18 protein-coding genes are annotated in these 16,749 nt (G+C 64.9%); 10 read left to right on the top strand and 8 right to left on the bottom strand.

Annotation, left to right across the window (positions count from 1 at the left end):
- Position 1 precedes the first annotated feature (1 nt).
- Together IB257_RS24210 and ppa are read left to right on the top strand one after the other, a co-directional pair.
- A complete protein-coding gene (locus IB257_RS24210) occupies positions 2 to 1,624 on the top strand; it encodes a heme biosynthesis HemY N-terminal domain-containing protein (protein WP_119450539.1) in 1,623 nt (540 codons plus the stop codon).
- A 32-nt stretch (positions 1,625 to 1,656) separates the two neighbouring features.
- A complete protein-coding gene (gene ppa / locus IB257_RS24215) occupies positions 1,657 to 2,187 on the top strand; it encodes an inorganic diphosphatase (protein ID WP_013392552.1) in 531 nt (176 codons plus the stop codon).
- On the opposite strand, the gene IB257_RS24220 is transcribed toward ppa, so the two are convergent.
- From IB257_RS24220 to IB257_RS24235, 4 genes are all read right to left on the bottom strand, one after another.
- On the bottom strand, positions 2,188 to 3,030 hold the full coding sequence (locus IB257_RS24220; protein ID WP_054451066.1) for an IclR family transcriptional regulator: 843 nt from the start codon (positions 3,028 to 3,030) through the stop codon (positions 2,188 to 2,190).
- A gap of 15 nt (positions 3,031 to 3,045) precedes the next feature.
- Complete coding sequence (locus IB257_RS24225; RefSeq protein ID WP_054451067.1) at positions 3,046 to 3,807, bottom strand: SDR family NAD(P)-dependent oxidoreductase; 762 nt, start codon at positions 3,805 to 3,807, stop codon at positions 3,046 to 3,048.
- Positions 3,807 to 5,018, bottom strand: a complete 1,212-nt coding sequence (locus IB257_RS24230; RefSeq protein WP_054451068.1) for an ABC transporter substrate-binding protein — start codon at positions 5,016 to 5,018, stop codon at positions 3,807 to 3,809. The genes IB257_RS24225 and IB257_RS24230 overlap by 1 nt, the downstream gene beginning before the upstream one ends.
- A gap of 68 nt (positions 5,019 to 5,086) precedes the next feature.
- Positions 5,087 to 5,485 (bottom strand): cupin domain-containing protein, encoded by a 399-nt coding sequence (locus tag IB257_RS24235; RefSeq protein WP_054451069.1) that lies wholly within the window; start codon positions 5,483 to 5,485, stop codon positions 5,087 to 5,089.
- 174 nt (positions 5,486 to 5,659) lie between these two features.
- On the opposite strand from IB257_RS24235, the gene IB257_RS24240 reads away from it, so the two are divergent.
- The 7 genes from IB257_RS24240 to IB257_RS24270 all read left to right on the top strand — a co-directional run bounded on the left by IB257_RS24240 (position 5,660) and on the right by IB257_RS24270 (position 11,134).
- Positions 5,660 to 6,439 carry an SDR family NAD(P)-dependent oxidoreductase gene (locus IB257_RS24240; protein ID WP_054451070.1) on the top strand — a complete coding sequence of 260 codons (780 nt, stop codon included), beginning with the start codon at positions 5,660 to 5,662 and terminating at the stop codon, positions 6,437 to 6,439.
- 10 nt (positions 6,440 to 6,449) lie between these two features.
- Positions 6,450 to 7,211, top strand: a complete 762-nt coding sequence (locus tag IB257_RS24245; RefSeq protein ID WP_119450537.1) for an ABC transporter ATP-binding protein — start codon at positions 6,450 to 6,452, stop codon at positions 7,209 to 7,211.
- Between the two features lies 1 nt (position 7,212).
- Complete coding sequence (locus IB257_RS24250) at positions 7,213 to 7,905, top strand: ABC transporter ATP-binding protein (RefSeq protein ID WP_054451072.1); 693 nt, start codon at positions 7,213 to 7,215, stop codon at positions 7,903 to 7,905.
- 13 nt (positions 7,906 to 7,918) lie between these two features.
- A complete protein-coding gene (locus IB257_RS24255; RefSeq protein WP_192354498.1) occupies positions 7,919 to 9,796 on the top strand; it encodes an ABC transporter permease in 1,878 nt (625 codons plus the stop codon).
- Entirely contained in the window at positions 9,796 to 10,098 is a 303-nt protein-coding gene (locus IB257_RS24260; RefSeq protein ID WP_054451074.1) for a Dabb family protein, read from the top strand. The genes IB257_RS24255 and IB257_RS24260 overlap by 1 nt, the downstream gene beginning before the upstream one ends.
- A 166-nt stretch (positions 10,099 to 10,264) precedes the next feature.
- Entirely contained in the window at positions 10,265 to 10,960 is a 696-nt protein-coding gene (locus IB257_RS24265; protein ID WP_054451075.1) for a fumarylacetoacetate hydrolase family protein, read from the top strand.
- A gap of 42 nt (positions 10,961 to 11,002) precedes the next feature.
- The gene (locus IB257_RS24270) at positions 11,003 to 11,134 is read left to right on the top strand and encodes an entericidin A/B family lipoprotein (protein WP_042792660.1); all 132 of its coding nucleotides are present in this window, start codon (positions 11,003 to 11,005) and stop codon (positions 11,132 to 11,134) included.
- Between the two features lie 70 nt (positions 11,135 to 11,204).
- On the opposite strand, the gene IB257_RS24275 is transcribed toward IB257_RS24270, so the two are convergent.
- Positions 11,205 to 11,909 (bottom strand): TetR/AcrR family transcriptional regulator C-terminal domain-containing protein, encoded by a 705-nt coding sequence (locus IB257_RS24275; protein ID WP_119450535.1) that lies wholly within the window; start codon positions 11,907 to 11,909, stop codon positions 11,205 to 11,207.
- A 440-nt stretch (positions 11,910 to 12,349) separates the two neighbouring features.
- On the opposite strand from IB257_RS24275, the gene IB257_RS31875 reads away from it, so the two are divergent.
- A complete protein-coding gene (locus tag IB257_RS31875; protein ID WP_125470877.1) occupies positions 12,350 to 13,771 on the top strand; it encodes a carbohydrate porin in 1,422 nt (473 codons plus the stop codon).
- Between the two features lie 146 nt (positions 13,772 to 13,917).
- Here IB257_RS31875 and IB257_RS24285 read toward each other — a convergent pair whose 3' ends face one another.
- The 3 genes from IB257_RS24285 to IB257_RS24295 all read right to left on the bottom strand — a co-directional run bounded on the left by IB257_RS24285 (position 13,918) and on the right by IB257_RS24295 (position 16,602).
- Positions 13,918 to 15,618: a PhoH family protein gene (locus IB257_RS24285; RefSeq protein WP_054451078.1), complete on the bottom strand. Its 1,701-nt coding sequence runs from the start codon at positions 15,616 to 15,618 to the stop codon at positions 13,918 to 13,920.
- 61 nt (positions 15,619 to 15,679) lie between these two features.
- Positions 15,680 to 16,144: a peroxiredoxin gene (locus IB257_RS24290; protein ID WP_054451079.1), complete on the bottom strand. Its 465-nt coding sequence runs from the start codon at positions 16,142 to 16,144 to the stop codon at positions 15,680 to 15,682.
- Positions 16,141 to 16,602, bottom strand: a complete 462-nt coding sequence (locus IB257_RS24295; protein WP_119450533.1) for an Mth938-like domain-containing protein — start codon at positions 16,600 to 16,602, stop codon at positions 16,141 to 16,143. Before IB257_RS24295 ends, IB257_RS24290 begins: the two co-directional genes overlap by 4 nt.
- Between the last annotated feature and the right edge of the window lie 147 nt (positions 16,603 to 16,749).

A 16,749-nucleotide genomic window follows, 5' to 3' on the forward strand; every position in this document is an offset into this window, starting at 1 on the left:
TATGCGTACCTGGTTCTGGACACTGCTGCTCGCCGTCGTCGCCGTCGCCCTGGCGGTGGTGCTGCGTTCGCACTCCGGCAACGTGCTGTTGCTGGTCTGGCCGTGGCGCATCAGCATGTCGCTGACGTTGGCGGTCCTGCTGATCGTCGCGGCCTTCATCGTGCTGTACGTGGGCCTGCGCCTGCTGGCGTGGCTGCTGGCCATCCCCGACCGCGTGCGGGCCTGGCGCGGCAAGCGCGCCCAGGCGCGCGACCACGAATTGCTGGAACGCGGCTGGATCGGCCTGCTGGAAGGGCGTTACACCACCGCCGAAAAAGACCTGACCAAGCTGCTGGACCAGACCAAGGTCCAGACGCGCCGCGTGCTGGCGGCCTTGTCCGCCGCCCGCGCCACGCATGGCCTGGGCGAGTTCGACCGCCGCGACCGCCTGCTGGCGATCGCGCAGGAGCAAGCCGGCACGGATGCCGGCCTGATCGAAGCCACTGCCACCGTGTCGGCCGACATGCTGCTGGACCAGGGCCGCGCCGAGCGCGCGCTGGCCGTGCTGGAGCCGCTGGCCGACGGCGGCGCGCGCCATCTGCACACCATGCGCCTGCTGCTGCGTGCGCACACCGCCCTGCATCATGACGAACAGGTGTTCACGCTGGCGCGGGGCCTGGTGCGCCGCAATGCGCTGGCCCGTTCCGAAGCCGATCAATTGATCGACGCTTCGGGCGCGGCGCGGCTGCGCGCCGCCGCCGCAGGTGGCAGCGACGCCTGGCGCGCCATCTGGAAGGATCTCAAGGCCGAGGAGCGCCTCCTGCCGGAAATCGCGCTGGCGGGCGCGGCGGCGTTCGAGGCCGCCGGCGAAGCCAGCGAGGCCGCACGCGTGCTGGAAGCCGCAGTCGCCGTGAAGTTCAATCCCGCGCTGGTGGCGGCCTACGCCCGCTGCGAGGCCGAGCAGGTGTCGCGCCGGCTGGCCCGTGCCGAAACCTGGCTGCAACAGCGTCCCACCGATCCGGACCTGCTCACCGCGCTGGGCATGCTGTGCCTGAACGGCCAGCTCTGGGGCCAGGCCGAACGCTATCTGTTGCGCAGCCTGAGCCGCCGCAGCGATGCGCAGACGCATGCGCTGCTGGGCAGCCTGTACGACCGCCTGGACCGTCCCGCCGACGCAGTGCGCCACTGGCGCCTGGCAACGGCGGCCAGCATGGCGCTGCCGGTGCTGGCGGCGGATGCCGCCTTGCCGGCCGCGGACACCGGTTCGGATCCTTACCGCGTGGACGCCGAAGGCGGCTATGCGGTGGGCCTGTCCGACGTCGACAGCGACACCGAACTCGGCGGCGATTACCCCGCGCTGCCGCCGGCCGTGGCGGCGTCGGCCTCCGACTACGTGCTGGATCCGGACGCCCGCGAGAACAAAGAACAGCGCGAGCGTGCGCTGGCTCCCGAGGATGCCCCGCTGGCCGGCGGCGGCACCTCCGACATCGACGAGTACTTCGACAGCGCCCCCATCCCGGCGGCGGCTTTCGATGATCCCGTGCCCACGTACGCTCCGGCTACGCCCGCTGGGTCCAAGCCCGCGCCTGCCGCCGCGCCCGTGCCGGCTACCAAGCCGCCGTTCAAGGACGACGGCTCGATTTGAACAATCCTTCAGACACACAACAAGGTTGAATCATGAGTCTTGATCGCGTCTCCCCTGGCAAGAAGCTGCCGGAAGACTTCAACGTCATCATCGAAATCCCCATGAACGCCGACCCGGTGAAGTACGAGGTCGACAAGGACACGGGCGCGATTTTCGTTGACCGCTTCATGCTGACTGCCATGCACTATCCGTGCAACTACGGCTACATCCCGCAAACCCTGTCCGAAGACGGCGACCCCGCCGACGTGCTGGTGCTGACCCCGTTCCCGATCCAGATCGGCGCGGTCGTGCGCTGCCGCGCCATCGGCGTGCTGGAAATGGACGACGAGTCGGGCGGCGACGCCAAGCTGTTGGCCGTGCCGATCGAAAAGCTGTACCCCCCGTACCGCAACATCAAGTCCTACGAAGATCTGCCGGCGGAAGACATCTCCCGCATCCAGCATTTCTTCGAGCACTACAAGGACCTGGAAAAGGGCAAGTGGGTCAAGGTCAAGGGCTGGAAGGGCCTGGACGCCGCGCACGAGGAAATCGTCCGCAGCGCCGAGCGCTACAACAAGGCCTGATTACGGCTTCCTGGATTTGGCCGGCGCAGCGCCGCCGGCTGACGTCTTGATGCGGCGCGGCCGCGACGGCATGATGCCGATCGCCGCCGCGCCGTTGCTTTGCGGAGCCTGCAGATTGCGCGACACCTGCGCGGCCGCGATCTGGATGCGCGCCTGCAGTACCTCCAGCCGCTCGGCCGAGGTGCGCGCTTCCGCGGCGATGAACACCAGGCTGCCCACGACTTTCTGTTCGGCGCTGAAGATGGCCGAGCCTATGCCTATCAGCCCAGGGTCGACCTCGCCGTGCGACACGTAGACGCCGGCTGCGCGCAGGCGCTTGAGGTTGGCGCGGAATTCGTCCCAATCCTCCCCCAGCCCGGCTTCGCGGATTTCCGCGGCGTGCCACAGCATCAGGTTGCGCAGCTGGTACGGCGGCAGGTTGGCCAGGATGGGCTTGGCGGTGGCGCCATGGAACATGGTGTAGGGACGGCCGCGCGCGTAGCTCGATTCGATGGAATCATCGGTCCAGTAGCGGTCCACGCACATGACCTTGTCGCCGTAGTAGTTGCACAGCATCAGGTTGGCGTGCAGCTCGTCGCCGGTGGCCCGCATGACCTCGCGCGCCGCGCGCATCAGCGGATCGTGCTGGCGAAGATGGCGGTCCAGCTCGATGATGCGCGACCCCAGCACGTAGGCGCCGCCCGAGGTGGGTGCCAGCAGCCCGCTTTCGGTCAGCGACTTGAGGTAGCGGTAAGCCGTGGCGCGCGAGCAGTCCAGATGCGCCATGACGTCTTCCTGGAACGCGGCGGTGGTGTCGTCGCGAAAGAGGTCGAGGATGGACAACATGCGGTCTGGAGTGCTCATTGCGGGAGGGCGCGCCTAGTGAATGTGGAAGCCGCCATTGACGTCGACCACGATGCCGGTTGAGTAGGAGGACAGGTCCGAGGCCAGGAAAAGTATGGCCTGGGCGACTTCGGCGGGCGAGCCGAAACGCTGTAGCGGAATGCCCTGTTTGAGTTCTTGTTCCCAATTTTCGCCGAATTTTCCCAGCGTCATGTCCGTTTCGATGATGCCGGGCGCCACGCAATTGGCGCGCACCCCGCGCGGACCGAGCTCGCGCGCCAGCGCCTTGGTGAAGCTGATGACGCCGCCCTTGGATGCGGCGTAATGCGAGCCGCCCAGCAGGCCGCCGCCGCGCAAGGCGGCGGTGGAGCCCAGATTGACGATGGCCGGACGCCGCGCGCTTTGCAGCAATTCCGGCAGCGCCGCATGCGTGACGTTGTAGGTGCCGGTCAGGTTCACCTCCACCATGCGGCGGAACTCGTCCTCGGGCAGGTCCCAGATGCGCGTGGCCGCGACGATGCCGGCGTTGTTGACCAGCACGTCGATGCCGCCGAGCGCCTCGCGGGCGCGGGCAATCGCCGCCTCGCAGGAGGCCGAACGGGACACGTCGCAGTGCAGGTCGATGCGGCTCGCGGCCAGCGCCGCGCCGGCGCCTTCCGGATAGGCCTGGTCCAACACCGCGACCGTGGCGCCCTGGGCGATGAAGAGCTCGACGATGGCGGCGCCTATGCCACGGGGGTTGGCGCCCCCCGTGACAATGGCGCGCTTGCCGGCCAGCAGTCCAAGCGCGCCGTCCATCACGATTTCACCAGCGGGCAGGCGCCGTCCTTGAGCGGACGGAAGGCCTGTTCGGCCGGAATCTTGCGCACCAGGTTGTAGTAGTCCCAGTCGCGCTTGGATTCCGAGGGCTTCTTGACCTGGAACAGATAGAGATCGCGCATGATGCGGCCGTCCTCGCGGATGCGGCCGTTCTCGGTCATGAAGTCGTTGATGGGCGTCTCATGCATCTTCTTCAGCACCGGCTCGGACGCGTCCGTGCCCGCCGCCTTGACGGCGTTCAGGTAGTGCATGGCGGCGCTGTAGTTGCTGGCCTGGACCATGGACGGCATGCGGCCGGTGCGTTTGAAATAACGCTCGGACCATTGCCGCGACTTGTCGTCCAGGTCCCAGTAGAAGGGTTCCACCAGGTTCAGGCCCTGCGCGTATTCCAGCCCCACGCTGCGCACGTCCACGATGCTCATGAAGAGGGCGGCCACGCGCTGCTTGCTGCCCATGATGCCGAACTCGAACGCCTGCTTGATGCTGTTGATGGTGTCGCCGCTGCCGTTGGCCAGGCCGATCACCTGGGCCTTGGAGGCCTGCGCCTGCAGCAGGAACGAGGAGAAGTCCGCGCTGGCGATCGGGTGGCGCACGCTGCCTACGACCTGGCCACCCTTGGCCTTGACCACCGCCATGGCGTCGCGCTCCAGCGAATGGCCGAAGGCGTAATCGGAAGTGATGAAGTACCAGCTCTTGCCGCCGTCTTCCATGACGCCGTTGGCCACGCCGGTGGCATAGGCATAGGTGTCGTAGGTCCAGTGCATGCCGTTGGGCGAGCAGGCCTTGCCCGTCAGGTCGGCGGAGCCTGCGCTGGTGAAGATCACCACGCGCTTCATCTGGCGGGTCAGGTCCTGCACCGCCAGTGCGATCGCGGAGTTGGGCACGTCCAGGATCAGGTCCACCTTGTCATTCTCGTACCAGCGGCGCGCGGTCGCCACGCCGATGTCGACCTTGTTCTGGTGGTCGGCCGAGATCACTTCGATGGGCTTGCCCAGCACGGTGCCGCCGAAATCCTCGACGGCCATCTTCACGGCTTCCACGCCAAACTTGCCGGACAGGTCGGCCATCATGCCGGACTGGTCGCCGAGCACGCCGATCTTCACGACGTCATCGGATACCTGCGCCTGGGCCGATACGGACAGGGCGCCCAGCACGCAGGCGGCCAGGCTGTTCTTCAAACGGGTCTTCATGGGTATGTCTCCTCGGGGGCTAGTTTCTTTGCGCGCCGTCCTGTGCCGGACGGTCGCGCCGGGGCCGCTTACTCCAGCGTCTGGCCGGCGTAGGCGTCGATGAACATATTGGGTTTCAGGAAGAAGCTCAGCACCAAAGCGCCATTGGGCGCGCGCGCCACGTGCCGGTTGCCGCGCGGACGCCACACGTAGTCGCCAGCGCAGACCTCGCCTTCGGCGTCGACGATCGAGCCTTCCAGCACGAAGGTCTGTTCGACCTCCACGTGCTCATGCAGGGGCAGCTCGGTGCCGGGCTGCCAGCGGAACAGGGCGGTCAGCAAGCCGGTCTCCTTGTCCTGCATCAGCACCTTCATGTCTATGCCTTCCACTTGCGTCGGTTTCCACGGCAGATCGGCAACTTTGAGGAAGCGTGAAGCCAGGGGCGGCAAGGCGTTGGCTGCGGGGCAGCCGGGCGTTTCCAGGGCCATGATGTCTCCTACCAGAACTCTTTATGAGAGATAAAGAAAAAATCTTGTTATTGAGTGTTTAAAAATAGTCGCGTATATTGAGATTTATGTCAATCATGTTTTTGCCCGGCGCAAGCATGCAGCGACACAGGCCGGGCCAAGAAATCCGGCGCATATAAGACCAAGGAGACAAGCTTGAAACACGACTATCTGGACCGCACGTTCGGTCTGGCGGGGCGCGTCGCGCTGGTGACGGGCGCAGCAAGGGGACTGGGCTACGCCATCGCGCGGGCATTGGGCCAGGCTGGCGCCCAGGTGGTAATCAACGATCTTTCCGGCGAGGCCTGCGCGGCCGCCTGCGAGCGCCTGGCGGCCGAAGGCATCAAGGCCCACGGGGCGCCTTTCGATGTCGCCGACGAAAAGGCCGTGGCCGATGCCGTCGCGCAACTGGATAACGCAGGGCTGGCGGTCGACGTACTGGTCAGCAATGCCGGCAACCAGAACCGCAAGCCCGTGGTGGAGATGAGCTCCGCCGAATGGCAGGCCTTGCAGAACGTGCACGTCAACGGCGCCTTCCATTGCGCGCGGGCCGTGCTGCCCGGCATGGGCAAGCGCGGCTTCGGCCGCATCGTGCTGATGTCGTCCGTGGCAGGGCAGGCCACCATGCCCAACATCGCCGCCTACGCCACGGCCAAGGGCGCGATCGCGGCCTTCACGCGCGCGCTGGCGGTCGAATACGGCGCCAGCGGCATCACCTGCAATGCACTGGCGCCCGGTTTCGTGCGCACCGATTTCACGCAGGGGCTGCAGGACAATCCGCAGTTCCAGTCCTTCCTGGCCACGGCGGTGCCCGCCGGCCGCTGGGCCGCGCCGGAAGACATTGCACCCGCGGTGGTCTACCTGGCCTCGCCGGGCGCCGCGTTCGTCAACGGACACGTCCTGGCGATCGACGGCGGCCTGCTGGCCCGCATGTAGGAGCGCGCCCATGAACACCCCAGCGGTCCTGTCCGCCCAGGGATTGGTCAAGCGGTTCGGCGGCTTCAATGCCGTCGACGGCGTGTCCCTGTCCCTGCGCGAAGGCTCCATCCATGCCTTGATCGGCCCCAATGGCGCAGGCAAAACCACCTGCTTCAACCTGCTGACCAAGTTCCTCGCGCCCGACGCGGGCGTCATCCACTATCGCGGCCGCGACATCACGGCGCTGGCGCCCGAGCAGATCGCGCGCCTGGGCATCGTCCGCTCGTTCCAGATATCCGCCGTGTTCCTGGGCCTGACGGCGCTGCAGAACATGCGCGTGGCGCTGATGCGCCAGCACGGCGATGGCTGGCGCTTCTGGCGCAGCCGCAGCAGCATCGACCGCCTGAACGGCCGCGCCATGGAACTGCTGGACGCGGTCGGCCTCTCCGGCCTGGCGCACACCACTGCGGCGCTGCTGCCATATGGACGCAAGCGCGCACTGGAAATCGCGATGACTCTGGCGCTGGAGCCCGAAATCATGTTGCTGGACGAGCCCATGGCGGGCCTGGGCCAGGAGGACGTGACCCGCATCGCCGCGCTGATCCGGCGCGCGTCCGCCAACCGCAGCATCCTGATGGTCGAACACAACCTGTCGGTAGTCGCGGATCTGTCCGACACCATCACGGTGCTGGCGCGCGGCGCGGTGCTGGCCGAGGGCGACTACGCCACCGTGTCGAGCGACGAGCGCGTCATCACGGCCTACATGGGCTCCGACGAGGAGGCGCACTGAGATGCTGGTTATCAAGGACCTCAACGCCTGGTACGGCGAATCCCACGTGCTGCACGGCGTGGACATGGAAGTCAGGCGCGGCGAACTCGTCACCATCCTGGGCCGCAACGGGGCGGGCAAGACGACCACGCTGCGCGCCATCATGGGCATCATGGACAAGCGGCGCGGTTCCATCCGCTTGAACGGCCAGGAGACCGTGGGCATGGCGGCGCACCGCATTCCGCGGTTGGGCGTGGTGTATTGCCCCGAAGAACGGGCCGTGTTCCGCAGCCTGGACGTGACCGAAAACCTGATGCTGCCGCCGCGCCTGGCCGATGGCGGCATGTCGCTGGACGAAATCTACACGCTGTTTCCCAACCTGCGCGAACGCAGCGCCAGTTCGGGCGGCAACCTGTCGGGCGGCGAACAGCAGATGCTGGCGATCGCGCGCATCCTGCGCACCGGCGCCCAGCTCATCCTGCTGGACGAACCCACCGAGGGCCTCGCGCCCGTCATCGTGCAGCAGATCGGGCATGCCATCCGCACCCTGAAGGAGCGGGGCTTCACCATCGTGCTGGTCGAGCAGAACTTCCGTTTCGCGACCAAGGTGGCTGACCGCCACTACGTCATGGAGCACGGCTGCGTCGTCGACCAGCTGTCGGCAGAAGAAGCGCGCAACGATCCCGAGCGGATCAAGCGCCGCCTGGGCGTCTGAGGGGAGAATCCACGTGTTCGAAATATTCGGCGTGCCGTCCACGGCACTATTCGGCCAACTGCTGCTCGGCCTGATCAACGGTTCGTTCTACGCACTGCTGTCGATCGGGCTGGCGGTGATCTTCGGCCTGTTGAACATCATCAACTTCGCCCATGGCGCGCAGTACACGGCGGGCGCATTCCTGGCCTGGATGCTGCTGAACTATCTGGGCGTGAACTACTGGGCAGCGCTGGTGCTGGTGCCGCTCATCATGGCCGTGTTCGCCATCGTGGTCGAGCGCCTGCTGATCTCGCGCACCTACCGCATGGATCACTTGTACGGGCTGTTGCTGACCTTTGGCATCGCGCTGCTGATCGAAGGCGGCCTGCGTCAGGCCTATGGCGTATCGGGGTTGCCCTACACGATACCCAAGGCGTTGTCTGGCGGCGTCAACCTGGGCTTCATGTTCCTGCCCTGGTATCGCGGCTGGGCGGTGGCGGTGTCGCTGGTGCTGTGCCTGGCCGTGTGGGTGCTGATCGAGAAGACCCGCGTGGGCGCGATGCTGCGCGCGGCCACCGAGAATCCGACGGTGGTGCGCTCCTTCGGCATCAACGTGCCGCTGCTCATCACGCTGACCTACGCGCTGGGCGTGGCGCTGGCGTCGGTGGCGGGCGTGATCGCCGCGCCGATCTACCAGGTCAGTCCGATGATGGGCTCCAACCTCGTGGTGGTGGTGTTCGCGGTGGTGGTGATCGGCGGCATGGGCTCCATCATGGGCGCCATCATCAGTGGTTTCGGGCTGGGCATCATCGAAGGCCTGACCAAGGTGTTCTATCCCGAGGCCGCCAACCTGGCGATCTTCATCATCATGGTGCTGGTGCTGCTGTGCAAGCCCGCGGGCCTGTTCGGCAAGCCGCTGCAGGTGCAGAACGTGCTGGCCGCCGAGGCCACGCGCGAGCCGGTGCAGCTGAGCCGCCGCGGCATGCGCGTGGCGATGGCTGTGCTGGCCGTGGCCGCCATCGCCGCGCCCTGGTTCATCTATCCGACCTTTCTGATGAAGGTGCTGTGCTTCGCGCTGTTTGCCGCGGCCTTCAATCTGCTGGTGGGCTACGTGGGCCTGCTGTCGTTCGGCCATGCCGCGTTCTTCGGCGCGGCTGCCTACGCGACCGGCATCGTGATGAAGCTGCTGAGCGCCACGCCCGAACTCGGCCTACTGGCCGGGGTGCTGACGGGGGGGCTGCTGGGTCTGGCGTTTGGCGCCGTCGCGATCCGGCGCCAGGGCATCTACTTCGCGATGATCACGCTGGCGTTGTCGCAGCTGGTCTACTTCATTGCGGTCCAGGCGGGTTTTACCGGCGGCGAGGACGGCCTGCAAAGCGTGCCGCGCGGCAAGCTGTTCGGCATCTTCGATCTTGATGGCGTGATGCCGATGTATTACTTCACGTTGGCCGTGTTCGCGCTGGGCTATGCCTTTGTGCTGCGCGTGCTGAACTCGCCCTTTGGCGAGGTGATCCGTTCGGTGCGCGACAACGAGCAGCGCGCGCGCTCGCTGGGCTATTCCACTTCGCGCTACAAGCTGATGGCGTTCACGCTGTCGGCCTCGGTGGCGGGGCTGGCCGGCGGCCTGAAGGTGCTGGTGTTCGGCGTCGCGTCGTTGACGGACGTGCATTGGCACGCCAACGGCGAAGTGGTGCTGATGGCGCTGCTGGGCGGCATCGGCACGGTGTTCGGCCCGCTGGCCGGCGCGTTCACCTTCGTGTCGCTGCAGAACTACCTGGCGCCGCTGGGCTCCTGGGTGCTCATCGTCCAGGGCGCAATCTTCGTCCTCTGCGTCCTCCTGTTCCGCGACGGCATCATGGGATTGGTCTCGCGGGCCTGGCTGGCGCTTACCCGTACGAAAAAGGAATCCTGATGTACTTGCATGTCGTAATGCTGCAGCTGTCCGAGGCCGCCGACGCGCGCTTCCATGACCGCGTCCAGGGCTATTGCCAACGCATCCTGGCCGAATGCGAAGGCGTGGCGGGCTACGCCTTCCGGCCCAACGAAGCCAGCCGCTCGGACGGCCTGACCCACGCCGTGGTGGCGGCCTTTGCGGACAGCCCCGCGCATGACCGCTACCAGGTCTCGCCCGCGCACCAGGAGATGAAGGCCTACATGGCCGGCTTCATCGAGCGCCTGGTGGTGTATGACGGGGAAATTCCTACGTTCAGCTGAATGGCCCGAACCGCGCCCGGGCTCCCGGAAAGGGATAAACTCGCGGATGACTTTTCATCGTCTGGCCGCCTGCAGGGCAGGCCGCCCGCGGTAGCGGGCGCCTCGCGGGGCTGGCTGTTTTCTATTGCCGGATTCCGGCCACGTATTCTTCATAGGTCGAGTGAACATGGACTACGTATTGCCCCCTCAGCCGCCCGTCGCGGTTCCCGTTGCCGGCAGCGCCGCGCTGTTTCCGGTGCGTCGCGTCTATTGCGTCGGCCGCAATTATGCCGAACACGCCAAGGAAATGGGCTTCACGGGCCGCGAGGATCCGTTCTTCTTCTGCAAGCCGGCCGACGCCGTGCTGAGCGTGGCCGACGGCGAAACCGGCAAGATGCCGTATCCGCCCAAGACCTCCAACCTGCACTACGAAATGGAATTGGTCGTGGTGCTGGGCAAGGGCGGCCGCGACATCCCGGTCGAACAGGCCAATGAGTGTGTGTGGGGCTATGCGCTGGGCCTGGACATGACCCGCCGCGACCTGCAAGGCGAAATGAAGAAGCAGGGCCGCCCCTGGGAAATCGGCAAGGCCTTCGACCTGTCCGCGCCGCTGGGTCCGATCCATCCGCGCAGCGTCGTCGGCACCCTGGAAAAGGGCGCCATCTGGCTGGACGTGAATGGCCAGCGCAAGCAGTCCAGCGACATTTCGCAGATGCTGTGGAACATTCCTGAGAGCATTTCCTACCTGTCCGGCCTGTTCGAACTGCAACCCGGCGACCTCATCTTCACCGGCACGCCCGAAGGCGTGGGCGCCGTGCTGCAAGGCGACGTGATCACCGGCGGCGTCGAAGGCCTGGGTGAACTGCGCGTCCAGATCGTTTAAAGTACGCCCCGGATCCGTTTTCACCACTTCAGGAGCGCCAGCATGCGCAGCAAGATCGTGCTGACCGCCTTCGTCGTGTTCGGCTTCGTTCTCGCCGGTTGCAACACCGTCGCGGGCATGGGCAAGGACATGTCGAAGGCAGGCAACGCCATTACCAACGCCGCCGACAAGTAATTGCCGGGGCGGTTTTGAGAAGGCCTGAGTTGGGAGTCACGCCCCGCTCAGGCCTTTGCACGTTCAGGCGCTAGGAAGCAAGGTGTGCTTCTGCGCCCGCTATGAAAATCCTGAGTGAGAAATCGAGTTGCTCGGGCCCGTAGGTGTCGATTCCCAATGCGACGGCCTGGCGTAGCCGTGAATAGGACTTTCCATCGACCGAATCCAGCCATTTCTGAAGCTGGCGAGGTCTGGTGCGATCGACCGCTGACCTGGCCTGCCAGATATCCTTCACATGGCCAACGCAGAGGGCGGCCAGCAGCACGGCCAGGCGCACCGCGGCCGCTTCGCTGAAGCCCGCCCGATTCAGCTGTTCGAGCAATTCCTCGGTCGGCAGCAGGTTCCAGCTCATCAGCTCGGAATCGTCAAAGCGAAGATGTTCCGCCAAGCCCCCCATGGCGACGGCTGCGTCGACCAGGTGGGTCGCGTAGGTCCTGCATGCGTCTTGCCATGTGGCCGCGTGAGCGATGTCGGCGCTGCTGAAGCTGGCCGTCAGCGTGTCCTTCGCGACAAGCGCCAGCAGCGTCTGGCGATCTTTCACGTGATAGTTGAGCGCCTTCCGGTCCACATTGAGCGCATCCGCCAGTGCCTGCATCGACAATTTGTCGTGACCGATGCGCCTTGCCGCCCGCAAGATCCGGTCCAGATCAAGGCCGGCTCGTTCTCCTCTTCCGCGCTCAACTTCCCCTAAAACGTCTTTTTTCATCGTCTTTTCGGCGTGATGTTTGGTCAACAAGCAGGCCGCCTCAAGTCTGCTTGAGCGCGGAAAGCATGGCACATCCTGAGGAAAACCCTGCTTGACCTCAGTTGATCGTAACACTAACTTCAACGCCATATTCCCGGCCGGGAATAAGGCGTTGAAGAGGCGGGATGCTGATCAGAGGGTGCATGGATCGCTGCCAACAACGTCGTGACCAGCAGCAGGCTGCACGGAATGGAGGTGGTTCGCCCAGTGATCAACTTTCGACACCGGTCGGCATGAAATATCTCAATTGGCCCCAAGCTTGGAGCATCCGGGCCGGGCTATTGAGACGGCTGCGGACGCGCTATCGGGATGCCTCCCCTCCCTGAATTCTTGCATCGACCATGACCTATGCGTACATGCCCGATTGTTATGTCTAAACAATCCAGATTTTTCAGAGAACCAGCGAGAAATCCGGGATTGAAGGAGGCCGCGTGCCAAACCAGATCATCAATTCGCGCCAGGTCAAAGTGCCGGCGCACTCGATCGTGTCGATCTTTACCGCCATGGGGGCGATTGCATGGGACTGCAATGCCTCTGAATCCCGAACGGGGCTCGAGCGCGGAACCGTCGCTCAGCTACGGCCCTCATCCGAGGCCTCGGTCGCGGAATCCGCGCCGCCGCCTGCGTCTGATTTTGCGTCTCTTGAGCGCCTGATGGAGCAGGGCGCGCTGGTCCGGATTCCGTCGATTCGAGACACAGTGCTGCGGGATGCCGGCGGATTTCGTTCCGACCTGGCGCGGCACGGGATAGGTTTTCAGATAGTCAGCTTGAACTCCGCGGCTTACGACCTCAAAGGCGGAAACCCGAGGACGCATCGCAAGCAGTCGTACAACGGCCAGGTTCCCACCGTCGCGGAGACACAGCAGCTTGTCCTGACTTATGACCTGGGTCAGCACGGAAACGATCAAAGCCAATTGATTTTCAGCGCCATGACGGGGCACGCGAGCTGGGCGCCGAAGGGGCCTTCGGCGGACATTGCGCTGAGCCGGCTGGCGTACTTCACCACATTCAACAACCGTCAGTGGGAGTTGAAGGCAGGCTATCTCAGCAATGCCCTGGAGTTCGTGGGCTTGTACGTTGGCGGTTCGTTGGCGGTCGGCGCGCAAGGGATGAATGCCATCATTCCCTTTCAGGTCGGCCTGTCACGCCTGCCTTTCGCCACCCCGGGCGTAAACGTGACCTACAACGGCTCTGGCGGCTTCTACAACAAGACCGGAATTCAGCGCAGCATAAGCCCCTATGGAGCAGAGGCCGAAGAGTCGGAACATCAGCATGGGCTGAAGTGGAAAACGCCGGGAAGCGGGTGGTTGGCGATCAACGAAACCGGAGTGAAGCAGCAAGCAAGTCCCGACAACCCTTCGAGATGGTTTCGGATCGGGGGGATTTTCAATACGTCCGACTACGCCAGGTTCGATTCCCGCCAGCGCAGCTCGAACAACTACGCGCTCTATGCCGCGGGAGACCAGCAGATTTCGCGGCTGACGCCCAACTCCTCGTCTGCGCAGGGATGGTACGCCGGCCTTTCCTTGCACCTTGCTCCCGCGGATCAGAATCTGTACACCAAGTTCGTGGAGGCCAGGCTATATACGATAGGGACGTTTCCATCGCGACCCTATGACATGCTATCCGCCACGGTCACCTGGTCGGATTTCAGCGATACCGCGAAGGACGCGTTCGGCAAGCGGGGCGTGGACACGGCCAACTCGAGCAGTGCGGCCATGGTGTCCTACATGGCGCGCCTCTATCCCGGCGTCTATCTGAGCACGGGACTCAGCTACATCCGATCCCCGTCATTCGTGCCCGTGGACAACAATGCCTTGAATTTTCTGGTGGGGTTCAACATGTTCATGTAAGGGGGGCATTCTTCCCTTCCGCCCCATGGCCATCTTTACTATATGGGGACTGCCAAAAAAAACGCCCGATGAGATTCATCGGGCGTTCATTCCTTGGGCCAAGCCTGCGCTGGTCGCCTGCGGCAGGAGGCGCATGGGGGCGAGGCCTACAGCACATCTCCAGCATAGTCGGCCAGGCGCGAACGCTCGCCGCGCTGCAGGGTGACATGCCCCGAATGCGGCCAGCCCTTGAAGCGGTCGACCACGAAGGTCAGGCCGGAACTGCCTTCGGTCAGGTAGGGCGTATCGATCTGGGCAATGTTGCCCAGGCAAATCACCTTGGTGCCCGGGCCCGCGCGCGTGACCAGCGTCTTCATCTGCTTGGGCGTCAGGTTCTGCGCCTCGTCGATGATCAGGTACTTGTTCAGGAAGGTGCGGCCGCGCATGAAGTTCAGGGACTTGACCTTGATGCGCGAACGGATCAGATCCATGGTGGCGGCGCGCCCCCAGTCCCCGTTGCCTTCGCCTTCGCCCATGTTCAGGACGTCCAGGTTGTCTTCCAGGGCGCCCATCCAGGGCAGCATCTTCTCTTCTTCCGTACCCGGCAGGAAACCGATGTCTTCCCCGACCGGCACCGTGACGCGGGTCATGATGATTTCGGTGTAGCGCTTGGTTTCCAGCACCTGGGTGATGCCCGCGGCCAGCGCCAGCAGCGTCTTGCCCGTGCCCGCCTGACCTAGCAGTGACACGAAGTCGCACTCCGGATTCATCAGCAGGTTCATGGCGAAGTTCTGCTCGCGGTTGCGCGCGGTGATGCCCCAGACGTTGTTCTTGCCGTGGGTGTAGTCGCGCAGCGTGGCCAGCACCGCCATCTTGCCGCTGACCTCGCGCACCTGCGCGTACAGCGGCATCTGGCCTTCGAAGTAGACGAACTGGTTGACCACGAACTGCGAGCACAGCGGGCCATGGATGCGGTAGAAGGTGGTGCCGCCCTGTTGCCAGGATTCCACGTCCTTGCCGTGCTTGTTCCAGAAGTCCTCGGGCAGCTGCATCACGCCCGAGTACATCAGGTCCGAGTCCTCCATGACATGGTCGTTGAAGTAGTCTTCAGCGGCCATGCCCAGCGCGCGCGCCTTCAGGCGCATGTTGATGTCCTTGGACACCAGCACGACTTCGCGCTGCGGGTACTTTTCCTGCAGGGCGCGCACGACGCCCAGGATCTGGTTGTCGGCCTTGCCCATGGGCAGGTCGGACGGCAGCGTGCTGTGGATCGCGGTCGTCTGGAACATCAGGCGGCCGGTGGCGTCCTTGTTGCCCAGCTTGGTCAGCTCCAGGCCTTCGTCCAGCTGGGTCGCGTCCTGCACCAGCGCGTCCAGCGAACGGCTGACCTGGCGCGCGTTGCGCGCCACTTCCGACATGCCCTTCTTCTGATGGTCCAGCTCTTCGAGCGTCATCATCGGCAGGAAGATGTCGTGCTCTTCGAAGCGGAACAGGGAACTGGGATCGTGCAGCAGCACGTTGGTGTCCAGCACGAACAGCTTGCGCGGTTCGTTCTGGGCGCGGGCTTTGGTGCGCTTGGCGGGCGCCGGCTTGGCGCGGCGCGTTTCGGCGCGCGCAGCGGGAGCGGCTGGCGCCGGCGGCGGCACCTGGCGGGCGGGCGCGGGGATCTGCGCCTTGCGGGCCGGTGCGGCCAGGCCTTCAAGTTCGGGCTGGACGAGGAGCTCGTCTTCGTTGTCCTCGGCGAGGACTGCCTGGGTACTGGACCGCGCAGCGGCGGTCTTGGTGCTGCGGGCCTGCGCCCGGGCGGATTCGCCCGAGGGGAAGGTCAGGATGGCTGCGGGACGGGTGGGCAACTTCGGAAGCGGCATATTTGTCACTCTCCAGTGTGGGCCGGCTATAGCGCCTGACGGGTAAAACCTGTGCTGACGGCTAACCGATGCTCTTCGCTGCTTGCAGGACTTCCTTGGCGTGGCCCGGGACCTTCACCCCGCGCCACTCCTGCACCAGCACGCCATAGGCATCGATCAGGAAGGTGCTGCGCTCGATGCCGCGCACCTGCTTGCCGTACATGTTCTTCTGCTTGATGACGCCGAACAGATTGCAGACGGTTTCGTCGGCGTCGGAGATGAGAGGGAAGGGAAGTTCGTACTTGGCCTTGAAGTTCTCGTGCGATTTCAATGAATCGCGCGAGATGCCGATGACCACCGCGCTGGCCGCCAGGAATTCGGCGTGCAGGTCGCGGAAATCCTGGCTTTCGGTGGTGCAGCCAGGCGTGTTGTCCTTGGGATAGAAATACAGGATCACGGCGCGGCCCTGGCATTGCTCCAGGCTGATCGGACCTATGGTGCTTTCGGCGGTGAACAGCGGGGCGGGTTTGCCTATGGTCGGCGTCATTTCTGGGATTCTCCGTTGGGGGGGATGAGGGCCACGACCACGCGCCGGCCCTCCGCCATCAGGATGTTGTAGGTGCGCGAGGCGGCGTGCGTGTCCATGATCTCGACGCCGATGCCGGCCGCCAGCAGGGGGCGCAGCACCTCGGGGCGCAGGAACTGCTGGCGCGCGCCCGTGCCCACCAGCAGCACTTCCGGCGCATTCGCGGGACGGCTGGGGCTGGCTTCCGGTTCGTCCAGAAAGTCCATGGGGTCGCGGACGGGCTCGGACAATCCGGCCGCCTGGCGCAAGAGGGTGGGGGTGATGTCGGCCGGCGACTCAACAGGCCAGTGGGTCACTTCGCCTTCGGGGCCGAACGCGACCGAGGAGGAAAAACGTACCTGGTTGACCTCGATATAGCCATCGCCATAGGCGGTGACGGTATTCAGAGCGGCCGTCGCAGGATCGGTATGCAGCTTCAATAAAAACTCCGGCTATATGGCCCGATAATAGCGCATCGGGATGACGCCATGTTGCAGGGTATCCACGAGAGAGACCCCTACGCCGCACTCGCTGCGCCCGCTTGCTGCCCCCAAGAGGGGGCGCGTTTTGCCTTGGGGCGGCCCGGC

Source organism: Achromobacter sp. ACM03, assembly GCF_014851665.1.
Classification (GTDB): domain Bacteria; phylum Pseudomonadota; class Gammaproteobacteria; order Burkholderiales; family Burkholderiaceae_B; genus Achromobacter; species Achromobacter aegrifaciens.